This window comes from Burkholderia reimsis (assembly GCF_003294055.1).
GTDB lineage: Bacteria > Pseudomonadota > Gammaproteobacteria > Burkholderiales > Burkholderiaceae > Burkholderia > Burkholderia cepacia.
In genome coordinates this window covers 86,551-102,128 of record NZ_QMFZ01000032.1, presented here as the reverse complement: position 1 = coordinate 102,128, position 15,578 = coordinate 86,551, and the positions used below count along the sequence as shown (strand labels likewise).

The 15,578-nt window shown below is 69.8% G+C and carries 15 protein-coding genes; 4 read left to right on the top strand and 11 right to left on the bottom strand.

The features are described from left to right. The coding region (locus DPV79_RS43475) for a glycosyltransferase (protein ID WP_244321834.1) at nt 1-612 on the bottom strand (612 nt) is incomplete at its 3' end. A 27-nt stretch (nt 613-639) separates the two neighbouring features. On the opposite strand from DPV79_RS43475, the gene DPV79_RS30320 reads away from it, so the two are divergent. Then, entirely contained in the window at nt 640-1,014 is a 375-nt protein-coding gene (locus tag DPV79_RS30320) for a phage protein NinX family protein (protein WP_021164387.1), read from the top strand. Between the two features lie 29 nt (nt 1,015-1,043). Here the strand turns inward: DPV79_RS30320 and DPV79_RS30315 are convergent, their stop codons facing one another. Together DPV79_RS30315 and DPV79_RS30310 are read right to left on the bottom strand one after the other, a co-directional pair. Next, nucleotides 1,044-2,030 carry an ABC transporter substrate-binding protein gene (locus DPV79_RS30315; protein WP_113047204.1) on the bottom strand — a complete coding sequence of 329 codons (987 nt, stop codon included), beginning with the start codon at nt 2,028-2,030 and terminating at the stop codon, nt 1,044-1,046. 193 nt (nt 2,031-2,223) lie between these two features. Beyond that, the gene (locus tag DPV79_RS30310) at nt 2,224-3,114 is read right to left on the bottom strand and encodes a LysR family transcriptional regulator (protein ID WP_059495034.1); all 891 of its coding nucleotides are present in this window, start codon (nt 3,112-3,114) and stop codon (nt 2,224-2,226) included. Between the two features lie 100 nt (nt 3,115-3,214). On the opposite strand from DPV79_RS30310, the gene DPV79_RS30305 reads away from it, so the two are divergent. After that, complete coding sequence (locus tag DPV79_RS30305; RefSeq protein WP_113047203.1) at nt 3,215-4,786, top strand: MFS transporter; 1,572 nt, start codon at nt 3,215-3,217, stop codon at nt 4,784-4,786. A 101-nt stretch (nt 4,787-4,887) separates the two neighbouring features. On the opposite strand, the gene DPV79_RS30300 is transcribed toward DPV79_RS30305, so the two are convergent. The 4 genes from DPV79_RS30300 to DPV79_RS42830 form a co-directional block, all read right to left on the bottom strand. Further along, complete coding sequence (locus DPV79_RS30300; protein WP_113047202.1) at nt 4,888-6,159, bottom strand: LysR family transcriptional regulator; 1,272 nt, start codon at nt 6,157-6,159, stop codon at nt 4,888-4,890. A 61-nt stretch (nt 6,160-6,220) separates the two neighbouring features. Then, nucleotides 6,221-6,949: an aspartate/glutamate racemase family protein gene (locus tag DPV79_RS30295; RefSeq protein WP_113047201.1), complete on the bottom strand. Its 729-nt coding sequence runs from the start codon at nt 6,947-6,949 to the stop codon at nt 6,221-6,223. Between the two features lie 22 nt (nt 6,950-6,971). Further along, entirely contained in the window at nt 6,972-8,522 is a 1,551-nt protein-coding gene (locus DPV79_RS30290) for an NCS1 family nucleobase:cation symporter-1 (RefSeq protein ID WP_113047200.1), read from the bottom strand. Between the two features lie 238 nt (nt 8,523-8,760). Next, nucleotides 8,761-9,033: a hypothetical protein gene (locus DPV79_RS42830; RefSeq protein WP_244321833.1), complete on the bottom strand. Its 273-nt coding sequence runs from the start codon at nt 9,031-9,033 to the stop codon at nt 8,761-8,763. Nucleotides 9,034-9,208: 175 nt separating this feature from the next. Here DPV79_RS42830 and DPV79_RS30275 point away from each other — a divergent pair, with 175 nt between their 5' ends. Next, entirely contained in the window at nt 9,209-9,766 is a 558-nt protein-coding gene (locus DPV79_RS30275; protein WP_021164411.1) for a DUF3005 domain-containing protein, read from the top strand. A gap of 106 nt (nt 9,767-9,872) precedes the next feature. Here the strand turns inward: DPV79_RS30275 and DPV79_RS30270 are convergent, their stop codons facing one another. Further along, complete coding sequence (locus DPV79_RS30270; RefSeq protein ID WP_113047199.1) at nt 9,873-10,637, bottom strand: DUF4397 domain-containing protein; 765 nt, start codon at nt 10,635-10,637, stop codon at nt 9,873-9,875. Between the two features lie 512 nt (nt 10,638-11,149). Between DPV79_RS30270 and DPV79_RS30265 the strand changes: the two genes are divergently transcribed. Continuing rightward, nucleotides 11,150-11,482, top strand: coding sequence for a hypothetical protein (locus DPV79_RS30265; protein WP_042978286.1), 333 nt, complete (start codon nt 11,150-11,152; stop codon nt 11,480-11,482). Between the two features lie 121 nt (nt 11,483-11,603). Here the strand turns inward: DPV79_RS30265 and mmsB are convergent, their stop codons facing one another. The 3 genes from mmsB to DPV79_RS30250 all read right to left on the bottom strand — a co-directional run bounded on the left by mmsB (nt 11,604) and on the right by DPV79_RS30250 (nt 15,470). Beyond that, nucleotides 11,604-12,494, bottom strand: coding sequence for a 3-hydroxyisobutyrate dehydrogenase (gene mmsB / locus DPV79_RS30260; RefSeq protein WP_113047198.1), 891 nt, complete (start codon nt 12,492-12,494; stop codon nt 11,604-11,606). Between the two features lie 14 nt (nt 12,495-12,508). Further along, nucleotides 12,509-14,035: a CoA-acylating methylmalonate-semialdehyde dehydrogenase gene (locus tag DPV79_RS30255; protein ID WP_059706295.1), complete on the bottom strand. Its 1,527-nt coding sequence runs from the start codon at nt 14,033-14,035 to the stop codon at nt 12,509-12,511. A 115-nt stretch (nt 14,036-14,150) separates the two neighbouring features. Then, a complete protein-coding gene (locus DPV79_RS30250; protein ID WP_027791229.1) occupies nt 14,151-15,470 on the bottom strand; it encodes an MFS transporter in 1,320 nt (439 codons plus the stop codon). Between the last annotated feature and the right edge of the window lie 108 nt (nt 15,471-15,578).

Below are 15,578 nucleotides of genomic sequence, written 5' to 3'. Positions count from 1 at the left end.
GATCAGGGCGGGCGGGTCCTGCAGGTCGGCATCGATCAGGATCACGGCGGTGCCGGCGGCTTCGTCGATGCCGGCGGTGAGCGCGGCCTCCTTGCCGAAGCGCCGGGTGAGATCGACGATCCGCACGCGCGGGTCGCCGGCCGCGACGTCGATCAGCCTGTCGAGCGTGTCGTCGCGGCTGCCGTCGTTCACGCAAACGATTTCGAAGCGCGTGGTGTCGATCGATTCGAGGATGGGAAGGGCGGTCGCGAAGAATGCCTCGATCGCTTCCGCCTCGTCGTGGAAGGGTACGACGAGCGATACCAACGGCTTTCGGGTGTGCCTGGACATATGTCCCCCCGTGAGATCCGGTCTGCGCCGCATTGTCTGGTCCTGATGTCGCCGAACTCCCGGAAACAGCTCCGGATCGGCGCAGTTTTGTGTGTTTTCTGTTTGTAATGTCCTGATTCGTTTGCCGTGAACGGCGGCGGCAAGCGGTCGGATCATTGTACGCACGAGTGACGCGGTCGTGACAACGTGCGCGGGTTTGCTCGGGGGAGGGATTTCAGCGATATGGCAGCGCGCTTCGGTGCCGTCGGGAACCGCAACCGCCGCAGATGCAACGGTTGGCATGTCGATTCGATAACGACGGTGACGGGTATGCAAGTCCGGGATCTGACAGGCGCGCCGCCGGACTACTGCGTCGCGATCGCACAGGGTCACAACGCCCTGCGCGCCGATGCGTCCGGGTGTACGTCGATTCGCGCGGCGGGCGCGGCGCTGGCTTCGTTCGTGCCGTCGACATCGTGGACGGACGGCGGCCCGATCGTCGAGCGGCTGCCGTTCGCCGCTTTCGAGCGCGAGGGCGGCCGTGGCGCATGGCGGGCCGTGCTGCACCGGGCCGTGCCGGCCGCGGGCGAGCGCTGCACGTTCAACCAGTCGGGGCCGACGCTGCGGGTCGCCGCGATGCGCACGCTCGTCGCCTCCACGGTCGGCGACGACGCGCCGGATCTCGACATGCCGCGGCCGCGCTGAACGCTGAACGCCGCCACGCGCGTCACCGTTCAGGCGGACACGTTGCGGATCGCGATCGAGGCGACGTCGACGCGCCGCGGCAGGATCGCGTCGGCCGCCGCGCGGTCGGCGACACGCTGCAGCACGTCGATGTCGGCACCGCTGAGGCTGCGCTGTGCGAGCGCGGCCCGGCGCGCGATGTCGGTGGCTGCGTCGGGCGGCAGGCGCGTGAGCGACGCATAGACGGTCGCGTAGTCGGCGGGATGCGCGAGCGCCCACTGGCCCGCGCGCGCGAGCCGCGCCAGCACGTCCGCGAGCGCCGCGCGCTTCGCGCGATCGTCGAGCGTTTCGACCGGCGACGTGAGGAACGCCAGCCCGGAATTGATGCCGCTGCCGTCACGGACGACGCGCGCGCCGCGTCGTACCGCATGCCCGTAGTACGGGTCGAACGTCGCCCAGATGCCGATCCGCTTCGCCTCGAACGCGGCGAACGCGTCGACGGGCAGCACGAAGCGCACGTCGACGTCACGCGGCGCGAGGCCGTGTTCGCGCAGCGCGCCGTACAGCTGGTACTGCGAAATGCTGCCGCGCGCGGACGACACCACGACGGTCTGTCCTTTCAGGTCGGCGACGGTGCGGACCGGCGAATCGGGCTGCACGACGATGCCGAGCGATGTCGCCGAGCCGACGCGCGTCGCGACGATCCGCAACGACGGATCGCCGAGCGCGGCCGTCAGCACGGGCAGGTCGCCGGCCGGCGCGAGATCGATCGCCCCCGCACGCTGCGCCTCGAACAGCGGCGCGGCACCCTGGAAGTTGGCCCAGCGGAACCGGTAAGGCGTGCCGTCGAGCACGCGCGCGGCTTCGGCGAGCGCGCGCAGGCCGCCGGCCTGGTCGCCGAGCACGAGCGTGACGCCCGACGGGTCGGCACCCGCCGCATGGGCGGGCAGTGCGACGCCGCCGGCGAGCGGCGCGGCGGCGAGGGCGGCAAGACGCAGCAGCACGCGGCGGCGCGCCGGGGCGGAGGTTGGGTTCATCGGCGGAGTGTCCTCGGTTACCCGCGCGCAGGTGGCGCGGTTGCCGGGCAGGTTACGGAATCGGTTTCCAGCCGACAAACATCGAATCGTGCAATGCATATTCGCGCCGCGGCGGCCGGCCCGGCCGCCGTTGCCGCTATCGCCGCCACCGCCGCCGTCGCCGCCATCGCCGCCATCGCCGCACGCGGGCGTTTCATGCGGCGTCTTGCGCGGCCGACGGAACCGTCCGCAGGAACGCGCGCACTGCCGGCGCCTTTTCGAAGCGCCGGTGCGCGAGCGCGAGTTCCGACGTGATCGGCTTGCCGGCGATCGGCCGGTACACGACACCCGGCAGCGACACGCAGCCGGCGAGCGCATCGGGAATCACCGCGACCCAGCCGTTCACGGACACGCATGCGAGCACCGCGAGCAAGCCGCCCGGACGGGCGGCGACCAGCGGCGCGAAGCGGCCGCGGCGCGCGACTTCGAGCGTGCCGCGCTCCTGTTCGGGCACCGCGAAGCGCGCGTCGGCGAGGTCGGCCGCGCGAACGGCGGCCATCGACGCGTAGCGCGACCCGGCCGGCACGGCCGCGACGAACACGTCGCGCTGCAGCGTGACGATCCGCAGGCCGCCGGGCAGCGGCAGCGGCGGGCGGACGTACGCGAGGTCGAGGCGGCCGGTGTCGAGCTGGTTCGCGACGTCGTCCATCGGTACTTCGCGCAGGTTCAGTTCGATGCGCGGGTGCGCGTCGCGGAACGCGCCGACCGTGCGCTGCAGCGTGCCTGAATAGACGGCCGACGACACGTAGCCGATCTCGATCCGGCCGAGTTCGCCGCGCTCGGCCAGCGCCGCGAGTTCGCGGCCGCGCTGCAGGTGTTCGACCGCGGCGCGCGCTTCGGCGAGATAGGCCTCGCCGGCCGCGCTCAGCGTGACCGCGCGGCGCGACCGGTGAAAGAGGCGCACGCCGAGCACGCGTTCGGCCTCCTGGATCTGCCGCGTGAGCGCGGGCGGCGCCATGTCGAGCGCCTCGGCCGCGCGGGCGAAGTGCAGGTGCTGCGCGACGCTCAGGAATGCGCGCACGTGACGGAATTCGAGCCGATCCATGATTGCAGTTTTCGTCAATAAAAAAGCGTCTGAGTGTCAATGACGGGCAATACCGGGCAAGCCTAGCATACGGTTCGTTCAACCTGTTCCGGAGTGTCCGATGTCCCAGTCTTCACCGGCGTCGCGCGCGGGCGCGGCTGCCGCCCAGCGCACGGGCAGCCGCATGCCCGCCGCCGCGACGCTCGCCGTCGCGTCCGCGACCTGCTCGCTGATCGTGCTCGACACGAACGTCGTCGCCGTGTCGCTGCCGAGCATCGCGCGCAGTTTCCACGCGAGCTTCGCCGATATCGAATGGGTCGTGAGCGCGTACATGACCGCGTTCGCCGCCTGCCTGCTGCCGGCCGGCGGGCTCGCCGACCGCTTCGGGCGCAAGCGGATGCTCGGCGCGGGGCTCGCGCTGTTCTTTCTCGCGTCGCTCGGCTGCGGCGTCGCGCCGTCGGCCGGCTGGCTGATCGCCGCGCGTGCGGTGAAGGGCGGCGGCGCCGCGCTGTTGCTGACGGCCGCGCTCGCCGTGATCGCGAACCGTTTTCCGGACGGGCGCGAACGGGCGCGTGCGTGGGCGATCTGGGGCATGTGCATGGGGATCGCGACGGCCGTCGCGCCGCTCGTCGGTGGCGCGATCACGCAATGGATCGGGTGGCGCTGGGTGTTCCTGCTGAACCTGCCCGTCTGCATGCTGCTCGCGGCCGGCGCGCGCGTCGCAATCGACGAGTCGCGCGATCCGCACGCGAAGCGTGTGGATGCGGCCGGCAGCCTGTTGTTCGGCGCGGCGCTCGCGTGCGCGATCGCGGCCCTGATCGGCGCGCCGTCGCACGGCTGGCTGTCGGCCGCGACGCTCGGCCGGCTCGCGCTCGCCGCCGCGCTGTTCGCGGCGTTCATCGGCGCGGAGCGCTGGCAGGCGCGGCCGATGATCGATCTCGCGCTGTTCCGCCAGCCGCGCTTCGTCGGCGCCGTGCTCGCGATGTTCGGTTATGCGGCGTGCGCGCAGGTGATGATGACGTTCCTGCCGCTGTACCTGCAGAACGCGTTCGGGATGTCGGCGATCGACGCGGGGCTCGGGATGCTGCCGTTCGCGTTCGCGATGATCGCCGGGCCGTCGCTCGGCGCGGCGCTGGCCGCGCGCGTGTCGTCCGGCGGCGTGCTGGCTGGCGGGCTCGCGCTGATCGGCGCGGGCAACCTCGCGACCGCGGCGCTGACGGCCGGCGGCGACTACCGGCTCGTCGCGATCGGCATGTTCGTGACGGGCTGCGGCGCGGGCATCATGAACGGCGACACGCAGAAGGCGATCATGGCGTGCGTGCCGTCGAACCGCACCGGCATGGCGTCGGGCATCAGCACGACGACGCGCTTCTCGGCGATCGTGACGGCCGTCGGCGTGCTCGGCGCGGTGCTGGCCGCGAGCACGCAGGCGCGGCTCGACCGGTTGCTGTCCGCCGCGCCCGGCCTGCGCGCGTTCGCCGATGCGCCGTTCATGTCGAGCCTGCTGGCCGGCGACCTGGCGCGGGCGCTCGAGCGTGTGCCGCCGTCGGCCGCCGGCGCGCTCGCGAAGGCGGCGCCCGTCGCGTTCGCGAGCGGGTTTGCCGACGCGCTGACGGTGAGCGGCGTGCTCGCGCTCGTCGTGGCCGTCGTTGCATGCAAGCTGCTTGCGCAACCGATGCGCGATGGTGCGTGAAGGTGCGTGACGGTGCGTGACGGTGCGTGACGGTGCGTGAAGGTGCGTGAAGGTGTGTGACGTATGGAGCGGCGCGTTGTCGCGCCTGTCGGTCGCGCCGGTCAATGCGACTTCGTCGCGTGACGGTGGATGCGAGCCGCATGGGCGACGCGCGGCGGGTGCGATGCACGGCAATGCGTCGCCTGCTTGCGGCGCGTGCGTCGAACCGGGTCGGGCGCAGCGGCCGTAGCGGGTGCTGCGGCCGTAGCGGGTGTATCGGCTGTATCGGCTGTATCGGATGTACCGGACATATCGGACATATCGGACATATCGGACATATCGGCCGCGGCCGGTACGCTGTTCCCTACGTCCGCAACAGCGCCCGCGGGAACCGCGGCAACCGCCGGCAGCATCGCCTCGGCGTCGAGCCACGCCCGTGTCGCTTCCGCGATCAGCCCGCGCAGCCAGCGCACGCCGTCCACGCACGCGCCCGATTCGTTCCACGTCATCCGGTACACGATGTCCGGCGGCTCCGCCGGCAGCGCGACGGCGGCGAGCGGCAGCAGCTTCGCGTAATGCCGCGCGAGCCGGTACGTGGTGGTCAGGAGCATGTCGGTGCGCACGAGCGCATGCGCGGCAAGTTCGAAGTGGGGCAGCGTGACGACGATCCGCCGCTGCAGGCCCACGCGTTCGAGCTGCCGGTCGATCGCGCCGGATGCCTCGAGCCACGACGGTGTCGGGCACAGCTGCGGCGCGTCGGCAAAATCGCCGGCCGTCATCGCGCCGTGCCGCGCGAGCGGATGCGTCGCGCGCATCAGGCATACGACGCGATCGTCGAACAGGTCGTCCTGCCGGAACCGCGACGAGCGCGCCGGGCGATTGTCGATCACGACGTCGAGTTCGCCGTCGGCCAGCGCGCGCTCGTCGTCGAAGCCGTCGCCGAGCGGATGGAACACGAGCTGCGCGTCCGGCGCGCGTTCGCGGAACAGCGCGACGAGCTTCGGCACGAACAGCACGTTCAGGTAGTCGGGGCAGCCGATCCGGTAGGTGCGCACCGACGTGCGCGCGTCGAACGTCGGCTGCTGGATGCGGATGAAGTCGATCACGCGCAGCGCGTTGCGCAGCGGTTCGATCAGCCGCGCGCCGAACTCGGTCGGCACCATCCCGTAGCGGCTGCGCACCAGCAACGGATCGCCGAGCAGCGTGCGCAGGCGCTTGAGCGCGGCGCTCGTCGCCGGCTGCGACATGTTCAGCCGCACGGCCGCGCGCGACACGGTGCGCTCGGTGAGCAGCACGAGCAGGATGCGCATCAGCCGCGCATCGAGCACGTCGAGCGCGCCCGCGGCGTCGGATGCGCGGCGGGGCAGTGCGTCCGGTTCTAGCGTGTCCCGCATGCCGATACGTCTCCCGGCGGCACGATGCCCGAGCGCGACGCGGCAGCCGGCCGGCGGCGCGTCATTTTGCGAAGGTGCCCGGCCAGCCGACGATCCGCTTCGGGCGCGGCGGTGCGTACGTGCGGATCTTCGACGTCTTCAGCTTCAGGCGCACCAGCGACTCGGCGAGCGCAACCGCGGCCGATACGCCGTCGACGACCGGCACGCCCGTGCATTCCTCGATCTGCCGGTCGAGGCCGGCCATCCCGCCGCAGCCGAGGCAGATCACTTCCGCGTGATCGTCCTTCACCGCGCGCTGCGCCTGGCCGACGATCGACTCGATCGCGCGCGCCGGGTTCTCCTCGAGTTCGAGCACCGCGAGGCCGCTTGCGCGCACCGACGCGCAGCGTGCGTCGAGTCCGGCGAGCTTCAGGCGATCCTCGATCAGCGGCACCGTGCGGTCGAGCGTCGTGACGACCGAGTAGCGATGGCCGAGCAGCATCGCGACGCTCGCGGCCGCTTCGGTGATGTCGACGACGGGCACCGTCAGCAGTTCCTGCAGGCCTTCGCGGCCGTGTTCGCCGTAGCCGGCCTGGATCACCGCGTCATACGGCTCGTCGTAGCTCAGCACGCGATCCATCACGGCGATCGCCGCGAGGTAGCTCTCGAAGTTGCCTTCGATCGACTCCGCGCCGAAGCGCGGCGTCAGCCCGACGATCTCCGTGCCCGGCGACGCGGCGGCCTGCGCCTGCGCGGCGATCGCGTCGGTGATCGACTCGGTCGTGTTGACGTTGACTACCAGGATCCTCATTGCCGACTCCGTATCCGTGTGTTCAGTGTTGCGCGCAGGCGACCGCGATGGGTTCGCCCGAGCGCTCCTCGTATTGCCGTTTGCGATCGGCCAGCAGCCAGTACACGCTGCCCGCGATGGCCGCGCCGAGCAGCCACGAGAACGGCGTCATCGCGCTGAAGGCGGGCACGACGGCGAGCGTGATCGAGATCAGCGCGGACGGCAGGAGCGCCGCAAGGGCCTTGCGGTTCACGCCGCGCGTGTAGAAGTAGGCGCCGGTCGGCGCTTCGGTATAGAGGTCGGGGACGTTCACGCGCTGCTTGCGCACGAGCCAGTAGTCGACCGTGATGATCCCGTACAGCGGGCCGAGCAGCGCGCCGAGGCCGGACAGGAAGTAGACGATCACGATCGGGCTGTTGTACAGGTTCCACGGCAGGATCAGCACGGCGACCGTCGCGCTGATCAGGCCCGCGCGGCGGAACGACAGGCGATGCGGCGCAAGGCTCGTCAGCACGAAGGCCGGCGCGACGAAGTTCGCCATGATGTTCACCGCGACCGTGACGATCAGGAACGCGAGGCAGCCGAGCACGAGGAACAGCTTGTTCGGCACCGTCGCGATGATTTCCGTCGGGCTGTGGATGATGTGGCCGTTCAGCTTGAACTGCGCGCCGGCGAGCACGAAGCTGATCGTCGCGAACACGAGGATGTTGACCGGCAGGCCCCAGAAGTTGCCGACCCGCACCGTCTTCGCGCTCGGCGACGAGCGCGCGAAATCGCAGAAGTTGAGCACCAGCGTGCCGTAGATCGCGAGCCACAGCGAGCCGCCCGCGAAGATCTCCGTCCACATCTTCAGGCCGGTCAGCGGCTTGCCGATCGACATCGCGAGATGGCCGCCCGTGCGGCTGAACATCCACGCGGCGAGCGACAGCGTCGTGACGAGGATCACCGGGCCGGCGAGCCCCTCGTACTTGCGGACCATTTCCATCCCGTACGTGAGGATGCCGATCTGCACGAGCCAGATCGCGACGAACGTGACCCAGCCGAGCGTCGACAGCCCGAAGATCGCGTCCTGGTCGAACGCGGCGAGGCCCGGCCAGATCGCGGTGAGCAGCACGCGCAGCACGACGGACGCGAGATAGGTCTGGATGCCGAACCATGCGATCGCGATCACCGCGCGGATCATCGCGGGCAGCAGCGCGCCGTAGATGCCGAAGCTCATCCGGCTGATCACCGGGAACGGCACGCCGGTCTTCTGGCCCATGTAGCCGGTGAGGTTCATGAAGGAGTACACGAGCACCGCGCCGATCGCGAGCGATGCGAGCATCTGCCAGCCCGACAGGCCGAGCGCGAACAGCCCGATCGCGAACGAGTAGTTCGCGATGTTGTGCACGTCGTTGGTCCACAGCGCAAAGATGCTGTAGCGGCCCCACGTCCGCCCCTCGGCCTTGGTGGGCGCGAGGTCGGCGTTGTACAGCCGCGGGCTCAGCGCGGGGTCGCGCGCGGCCGAATCGGTTCGATGCGATGCGTCGACCGCGCCGGGCACGATGCCCGGGCGGTGGGTGGCTTCCAGTTGCACGCCGTTGTCTCCTTCCATGTGCGGGGCGCGAAACCGGCAGCGCGTATACGCTGCGACGGCCCGGCCGCCGTGGACGTTATGTCTCGGATTTGTTCGCGAGTATGGGTGGCCGGCACGGTGATGGGAAATTAAATATTCGGCTGGGCGCCATTTGAAAAATGAATGCGAGGGATCGATGGTGAGGCACGGGGATTGCGCGCCGAAGGGTTCCATCCACCGACATCAGCGGAGGTGTCATGCAGCGATATTCCCTTCGTCACGTATCGCGAGCCGTCTTCGCCGGCATCCTGATCGCCGGCCTGGCGGCGGGTGCGGGTTGCCAGAAAAAGAGCGACACCGGTACCGGTGCGAGTTCGGACACCAGCGCCACCGGCGGCATGTCGCCGGCGCCGTCCACCGCGCCGTCGGGCACGCCGGGCAGCGGTGCGGCCGACAGCGGCACCACGGGCGGCGCGGCAAGCTTGCCGGGCGCGGCTTCCGCGCCGGCGGGCGCAAGCGGCGGCTGACCGGCATCGGCCGGGCGGCGCAAGGGGCGTACTCGGCTTGCGCCGGTTCGTCACCCGTGCGCTGCCGTGCGGCACGGGCATCGCAGGCCGCGCGTGCGTGCCGTACCTGCGCGTGAAAGATTTGCAAGGACCGTTGTAGCGATTCCCGGACCGGCGCCGGCATCACGCCGGCGCACGCCGTCCGGAACAGGAGGTGCGATGCAGAACGCGGAATCGAATCCAACCCCGCAACAGCAGCGGGAACAGATCGCGAAGAGTCCGGTGAAGACCCCGGCAGCCGGCGACATGCCCGACGCGGCGACCCAGGCCGCCGAGGTCGCCGAGGCGGGGAAGCGGCCGCTGACGCCGGAGGCGGTCGCGGCGAAAACGCCGACCGGCCTGCCGCCGATCGACGTCGGCGCGCATGCGGTCGACAGCGGCGATCCCGTGCGTCGCGCGGCCGGCCGGATCGTTACGCTCGACAACGCGAACATGGCGATGACCGACAACACGGTCGACGTCGACGGCAAGGGCATGGAGGCGCGCACCGGCGCGTCGGAACTGCAGGACAACGTGATCTACTCGAACGCGTCGCTCGACGATGCGGTCGAAACGCCCGACGAGGGGCTCGGCGGGATCGAGAGCCGGCCGGGCGGCAACATGCCGCAGATCGCGACGCGGCCGGGCTGGCGCGTGCGGCATGTCGGCGATGTCGACGTCGAGCACGGCGACGGTACGCGCGCCGAGCACGTGATCTGCCTCGAGCGGATCGACTGATACCGCCGCTGACACTGCCGCTGGTACCGCCGGATACCGGTACCCGGCGCGTGGCGGCCGGTGCACGCGCACCGGCCGCCACGATCGCCGCCGCCGTATTCGACCGTTACTGCGGCCCGAGTTCCTGCGCGGACGTATCGGCGTCGTTGCCTTGCGCAACCAGCACGTGGATATCGTTCGGCGTCACGTCGCCGACTCCGCCCGACGGAATCGTCAGCAGCAGCCAGTCGGCGTTGTTGTTGATGGTGACCGGCGCGGTCTTGAGGATCGGCGTCTTGCTGCCGGCCGTCGTGACGATCACCTGGTAGCTGCCGCCGTTCAGGTAGATCGAATCCTGCGTCGTGGCCGGCACCGCGTTCTGGTAGGCCGCGCCCGCGAGCGTCGGGCTTTGCGTCGTGATGTCGGTGCCGGGCGGGACGACGTACATGTCGATGTTCTGCGCGTTCGGCGACGCATTGAAGGTGCGCACGCGCGCCTTGTCCGACAGCAGGCCCTTGTCGTACGGATCGTCGATCACGGAGATCAGCGACGTCGTGCTCGGCAGCGCGATCGTCGTGTAGTGATGGCCGTTCGCCGCGCTGAACGATTGCGACGCGATGGTCGAGGTCGTGCCCGAGATGTCGTAGCTCGCGGTCTGCGTGCCCGAGTCGACGTCGTGATAGCGCGTCACGCCCTTGTACGCGACACCCGACTGGTCGACCTTGGCGTTCAGGTAGTAGTCGAGGTTCGGGCCGGCCGGCACCGCGTTGATGAAGCGCGCCTGCGGCTTCGAGATGCCGAGCTCGGTGCCGACGTCGTTGCCGTCGCCGCCACATGCCGCGAGCACGGAAACGATGGAGCACAGGGCCGCTATCGTTCGTATTGATTTCATGTTGTCCTCTCGTTCAGGGGAACCTGTTTGCGATGCGGGATCGCCCCGCGAAGGTCGCGTGGCGAGCAACGCCGGTTGCGGGAAGGATGTTGTCCGCCGGATCGGCGGGCGCGTGGGTGGCGCAAGCGATGTGCCTGTCTGACGACGGGGGCGCCGGGCGGCCGGGTGCGGGGCGGGGCCGGTCAGGTGTGAGAGAGAGGGCGCGCGCGGGTTGTAAAAAGGGCGGTGTCGCAGGGGCCGGGCGCGGGGACGCGTCGGCGCCGACCCGGCCGGCAGGGCTCGCCCCGGCCGTCGCGCCGCCCAGCGCGCCCGCAACGGCGTGCGGGCAGGGCGAAACTACCTGTCGGCCGAAGCAGGCCGCCGGCGAGGGCTGTAAATCTTGCCTGCACCCGTCATCGTTTAACCATTCGAAACAATGTGTTCACCGAAAGGGGCATGATCTCCGGCGATCGGGCAGGCATACTGTCGCCTATGTTGCTCAATGCACGTCGAAGTACGTGCGCTTGCCCCCCATGCCCACTCCAGTTTCCTTTCGAACCCTGCGATGGTTGACCGTCGCGGCTGTTGCATGCTTGCTCGCCGCGTGTTCGACCGCTTCCGACGTGACCGCGACGTCGAACCCGAACGTATTTACCGTGACGACGCGCACGGTCGGCGTATCGACGACGTGGGCCGACGCCCATACGAAGGCCGTCGATGAAGCCACCAACTACTGCACGCAGCGCGGCATGCGCGCCAGCCTGAAGCAGGAGGCGCTGACCAGCGGCAGCCGTGTCGGCGCGCGCTCCGAACTCGCGTTCGAGTGCCATCCGACCTTCGAGACGGCGTCGAATCCGCGCGGTTGAGCGACCGGCGGCGGCGTACGCCGCCGTCTGCGTTTTCCTTCCTTTTCCCCGATGCAAACCGACCCGCGAGGCCGTCCAGGCACATCGCGGGTCGGCGCACGTCCGGCGTCGGCTGCGGCGGTTACGCCGGCTGCGCCTCGTACAGCTTCACGCACGCGGAGAAGTCGAGCGTGCCGAGCCCCTGCTGGCTCATCGACTGATAGAGCTGCTGCGCGAGTGCGCCCATCCACACCGGCTGGTGCGCGCTCCGTGCCGCTTCGGTCGCGAGCCCGAGATCCTTCAGCATCAGGTTCGCCGCGAATCCGCCCGCGTAGCCGCGCGCGGCCGGCGCGGTGTCGCTCACGCCCGGATACGGGTTGTACGTGTCCGAGCTCCAGCAGCGGCCGGTCGACGTATTGATGATGCCGGCCAGCACGGACGGATCGATGCCGAGCGCGGCGCCGAGCGCCATCGCTTCCGAGACGCCCATCATCGAGATCCCGAGCAGCAGGTTGTTGCAGATCTTCGCGATCTGCCCGGTGCCCGTGCCGCCGCAATGCACGACGTTCTTGCCCATGTCGAGCAGCACGGGGCGGATGCGCTCGAACAGCGCGGCGTCCGCGCCGACCATGAAAGTCAGCGTGCCGGCCTGCGCGCCGCCGGTGCCGCCCGACACGGGGGCGTCGGCGAGCGGGAAGCCGCGCTGCGCGGCGGCGTCGGCCACTGCGCGCACGGTGCCGGGATCGATCGTGCTGCAGTCGATCAGCGTCGCGCCGTCGTGCGCGCCGGCCAGTACGCCGTCGTCGCCGAGATAGACCGCGCGCACGTGTTGCGCGGCCGGCAGCATCGTGATCACGACCGCGCCGCGCGCGGCTGCTTCGCGCGGCGAGCCGGCGGCGGTTGCGCCGGCGCGCACCGCGACGTCGACTGCGTGCGCGTCGAGGTCGAACACCGTCAGCGCGTGGCCGGCTTTCAGCAGGTTGGCGACCATGGGGCCGCCCATGTTGCCGAGTCCGATGAATGCAATTTCCATGTGCAGGCCCCCACTCAACGCAGCGCGATCGTCGTGTTCACGCCGCCGGCCGTCGCGTCGTCGTCGAACCAGCGCGCGGTGACCGTCTTCGTCTGCGTGTAGAACTGCACGACCTGCTTGCCGTACGGGCCGAGGTCGCCGAGCTTCGAGCCGCGCGAACCCGTGAAGCTGAAGTAGGGCACCGGCACCGGAATCGGGATGTTGATGCCGACCTGGCCGATGTCGATCTCGCTCTGGAACTTGCGTGCCGCTGCGCCGCTCTGCGTGAACAGCCCCACGCCGTTGCCCATCGGGTTGCGGTTGACGAGCGCGATCGCGTCGTCGAGCGTGTCGGCTTCGAGCACGACCACCACCGGCCCGAAGATTTCTTCCGTATAGATCGACATGTCGGTCGTCACACCCGAGAAGATCGTCGGGCCGACGAAGTTGCCCTGCTCGTAACCGGGCACCTTCACGTTGCGGCCGTCGAGTTCGAGCTTCGCGCCGGCCTTCACGCCCTCGTCGATCAGCGCGGTGATGCGCGCATGCGCGGCCTTCGACACGACCGGCCCGACATCGGTACCCGGTTCGTGGCCCGCGTTGACCTTCAGCGCCTTCGCTTTCTCGACGAGCTCGGGTAGCCAGTCGCGCGCCGTGCCGACCAGCACGACGACCGACGTCGCCATGCAGCGCTGGCCGGCCGCGCCGAAGCCCGCGCCGACGAGCGCGTTGATCGTCTGCTCGCGGTGCGCGTCGGGCAATACGACCGCGTGGTTCTTCGCGCCCATCATCGACTGCACGCGCTTGCCGTGCTGGCTGCCGAGGTTGTACACGTGCGTGCCGACGCGCGTCGAGCCGACGAACGAGATCGCCTTGATGTCCGGATGCGTGCAGAGGCGGTCGACCACCGTCTTGCCGCCGTGCACGACGTTCAGCACGCCCTGCGGCACGCCGGCCTCGATCGCGAGTTCGACGAGCTGCATCGTCGACAGCGGGTCCTGCTCCGACGGCTTCAGCACGAACGTGTTGCCGCAGACGATCGCCATCGGGAACATCCACAACGGGATCATCCCGGGGAAGTTGAACGGCGTGATGCCCGCGCACACGCCGATCGGCTGGCGCAGCGTATAGGTATCGACGCCGCCGGCCACGTTCTCCGCGAATTCGCCTTGCTGCAGCGTGCCGATCGAGCACGCGTGCTCGACGACTTCGAGGCCGCGGAAGATGTCGCCCTGCGCATCGGGCAGCGTCTTGCCCTGCTCGGCCGTCAGCGTGTGCGCGATCCGTTCGAGATTGCGGCGCACGAGATCCTGGAACTTCAGCATGATGCGCAGGCGCGCGCCGATCGGCGTCGTCTTCCACGTCTGGAACGCGCGCTGCGCGGACGCGATCGCGGCGTCGACCTCGTCGAGCGTCGCATACGGCACGCGGCCGATCACTTCCTGCGTCGCGGGGTTGACGATGTCGCCCCATTCGGCGCTTTGCGATTCGACGAACGTGCCGTCGATCAGCAGCTTGGCGGTGGGCAGGGCGAGGGTGGTCTGGGGAACTGCGGCGTTCATGGAACTCTCCGGGAAACGGGGTGATGACAAACAAGGCGGCCCGTATCCGCCGCCGCGCATGCGCGCACGGCGGACGGCAGGACGAACTGGAATCGATCGGATGCCGGCGGCGTGCTCACGCGCGCGCCGGCCGCATCAACGCGGTACACACGAGCGCGAACACGCCGAAGCCGACGAGGTAAGCGATCACGTAATGCGGCTGGCCGCCGCCGGCCTTGAGCAGCGACGTCGCGATCATCGGCGCGAAGCCGCCGCCGATCACGCCGGCCAGCTGCACCGACAGCGAGATGCCGCTGTAGCGGATCTCCGCCGGGAACTGCTGCGCGAACAGCAGCGATTCCGGCGCATAGAGAATCGGGAACACGACGCCGAGGCCGAGCACGATCGCCCACCATGCGGTCGACGTTTGCTGCGTGCCGAGCATCATGAAGAACGGCGCGGCGAACGCGCACATCAGCACGAGGCCGATCGCGAACATCCGGCGCTGGCCGATGCGGTCGCTGAGATGGCCGCACAGCGGCATCGTGACGAGCGACAGCGCGGCGCCGGCCGTGATCGCGTGCAGCATCTCGGCCTTCGGCAGATGCAGCTGCTGCGTCGCGTAGGCGAGCGCGAACGTGACGACCATGTAGAACCAGGTGTTCTCGGCGGCGCGTGCGCCGACGATCGTCAGCACCTCGCGCGGATGGCGGCGCAGCGCGGCCGTCACCGGCGACTTCTCGGCCTTGCCCTGGCGCTGCATCTTCTCGAAGTCGGGCGACTCGGGCACCTTCGCGCGGATGAACCAGCCGAGGCCGACGAGCGCGATGCTCGCGAGGAACGGCACGCGCCAGCCCCACGACAGCATGTCGGCTTCCGGCAGCGCGGCCACCGCGGCCATCGCGACCGACGACAGGATCAGGCCGAGCCCGACGCCCGTCTGCGGCAGGCTGCCGAACAGCCCCTTGCGGCCCTTCGGCGCGTGTTCGACGGCCATCAGCACCGCGCCGCCCCATTCGCCGCCCACTGCCATCCCCTGCAGGAACCGCATCCCGATCAGCAGCGCGGCGGCCCAGTAGCCGATGCTGTCGTACGACGGGATCAGCCCGATGATCATGCTCGGCACGCCCATCAGCAGCAGCGTGATCATCAGCATCGACTTGCGGCCGATGCGGTCGCCGAAGTGGCCGAACACGATGCCGCCCATCGGCCGCCCGATGAAGCCGACCGCGAACGTGCCGAACGCGGCGAGCGTGCCGACGACGGGGTCCAGCGACGGGAAGAAGATGCGGTTGAACACGAGCGCGGCCGCCGTGCCGTAGAGGAAGAAGTCGTACCACTCGATCGTGGTGCCGGCCATGCTGGCCCAGCCGGCCAGCAGGTGATGCTTCGCGGTGCGCTCGGGCGCAGGTGCCGCGACTGTCGCATGCTCATCGAGGGTGGATCGCGTCTGCATGGTGTCTCCGTGGTGGTGCCGCGGCTCGTGGTCCGCAGGTCACGGTCGAGTATAGTTATGCGCAGATTCATCATGTACCGATAAAGAAACCGGTTGGATGTGCATTTA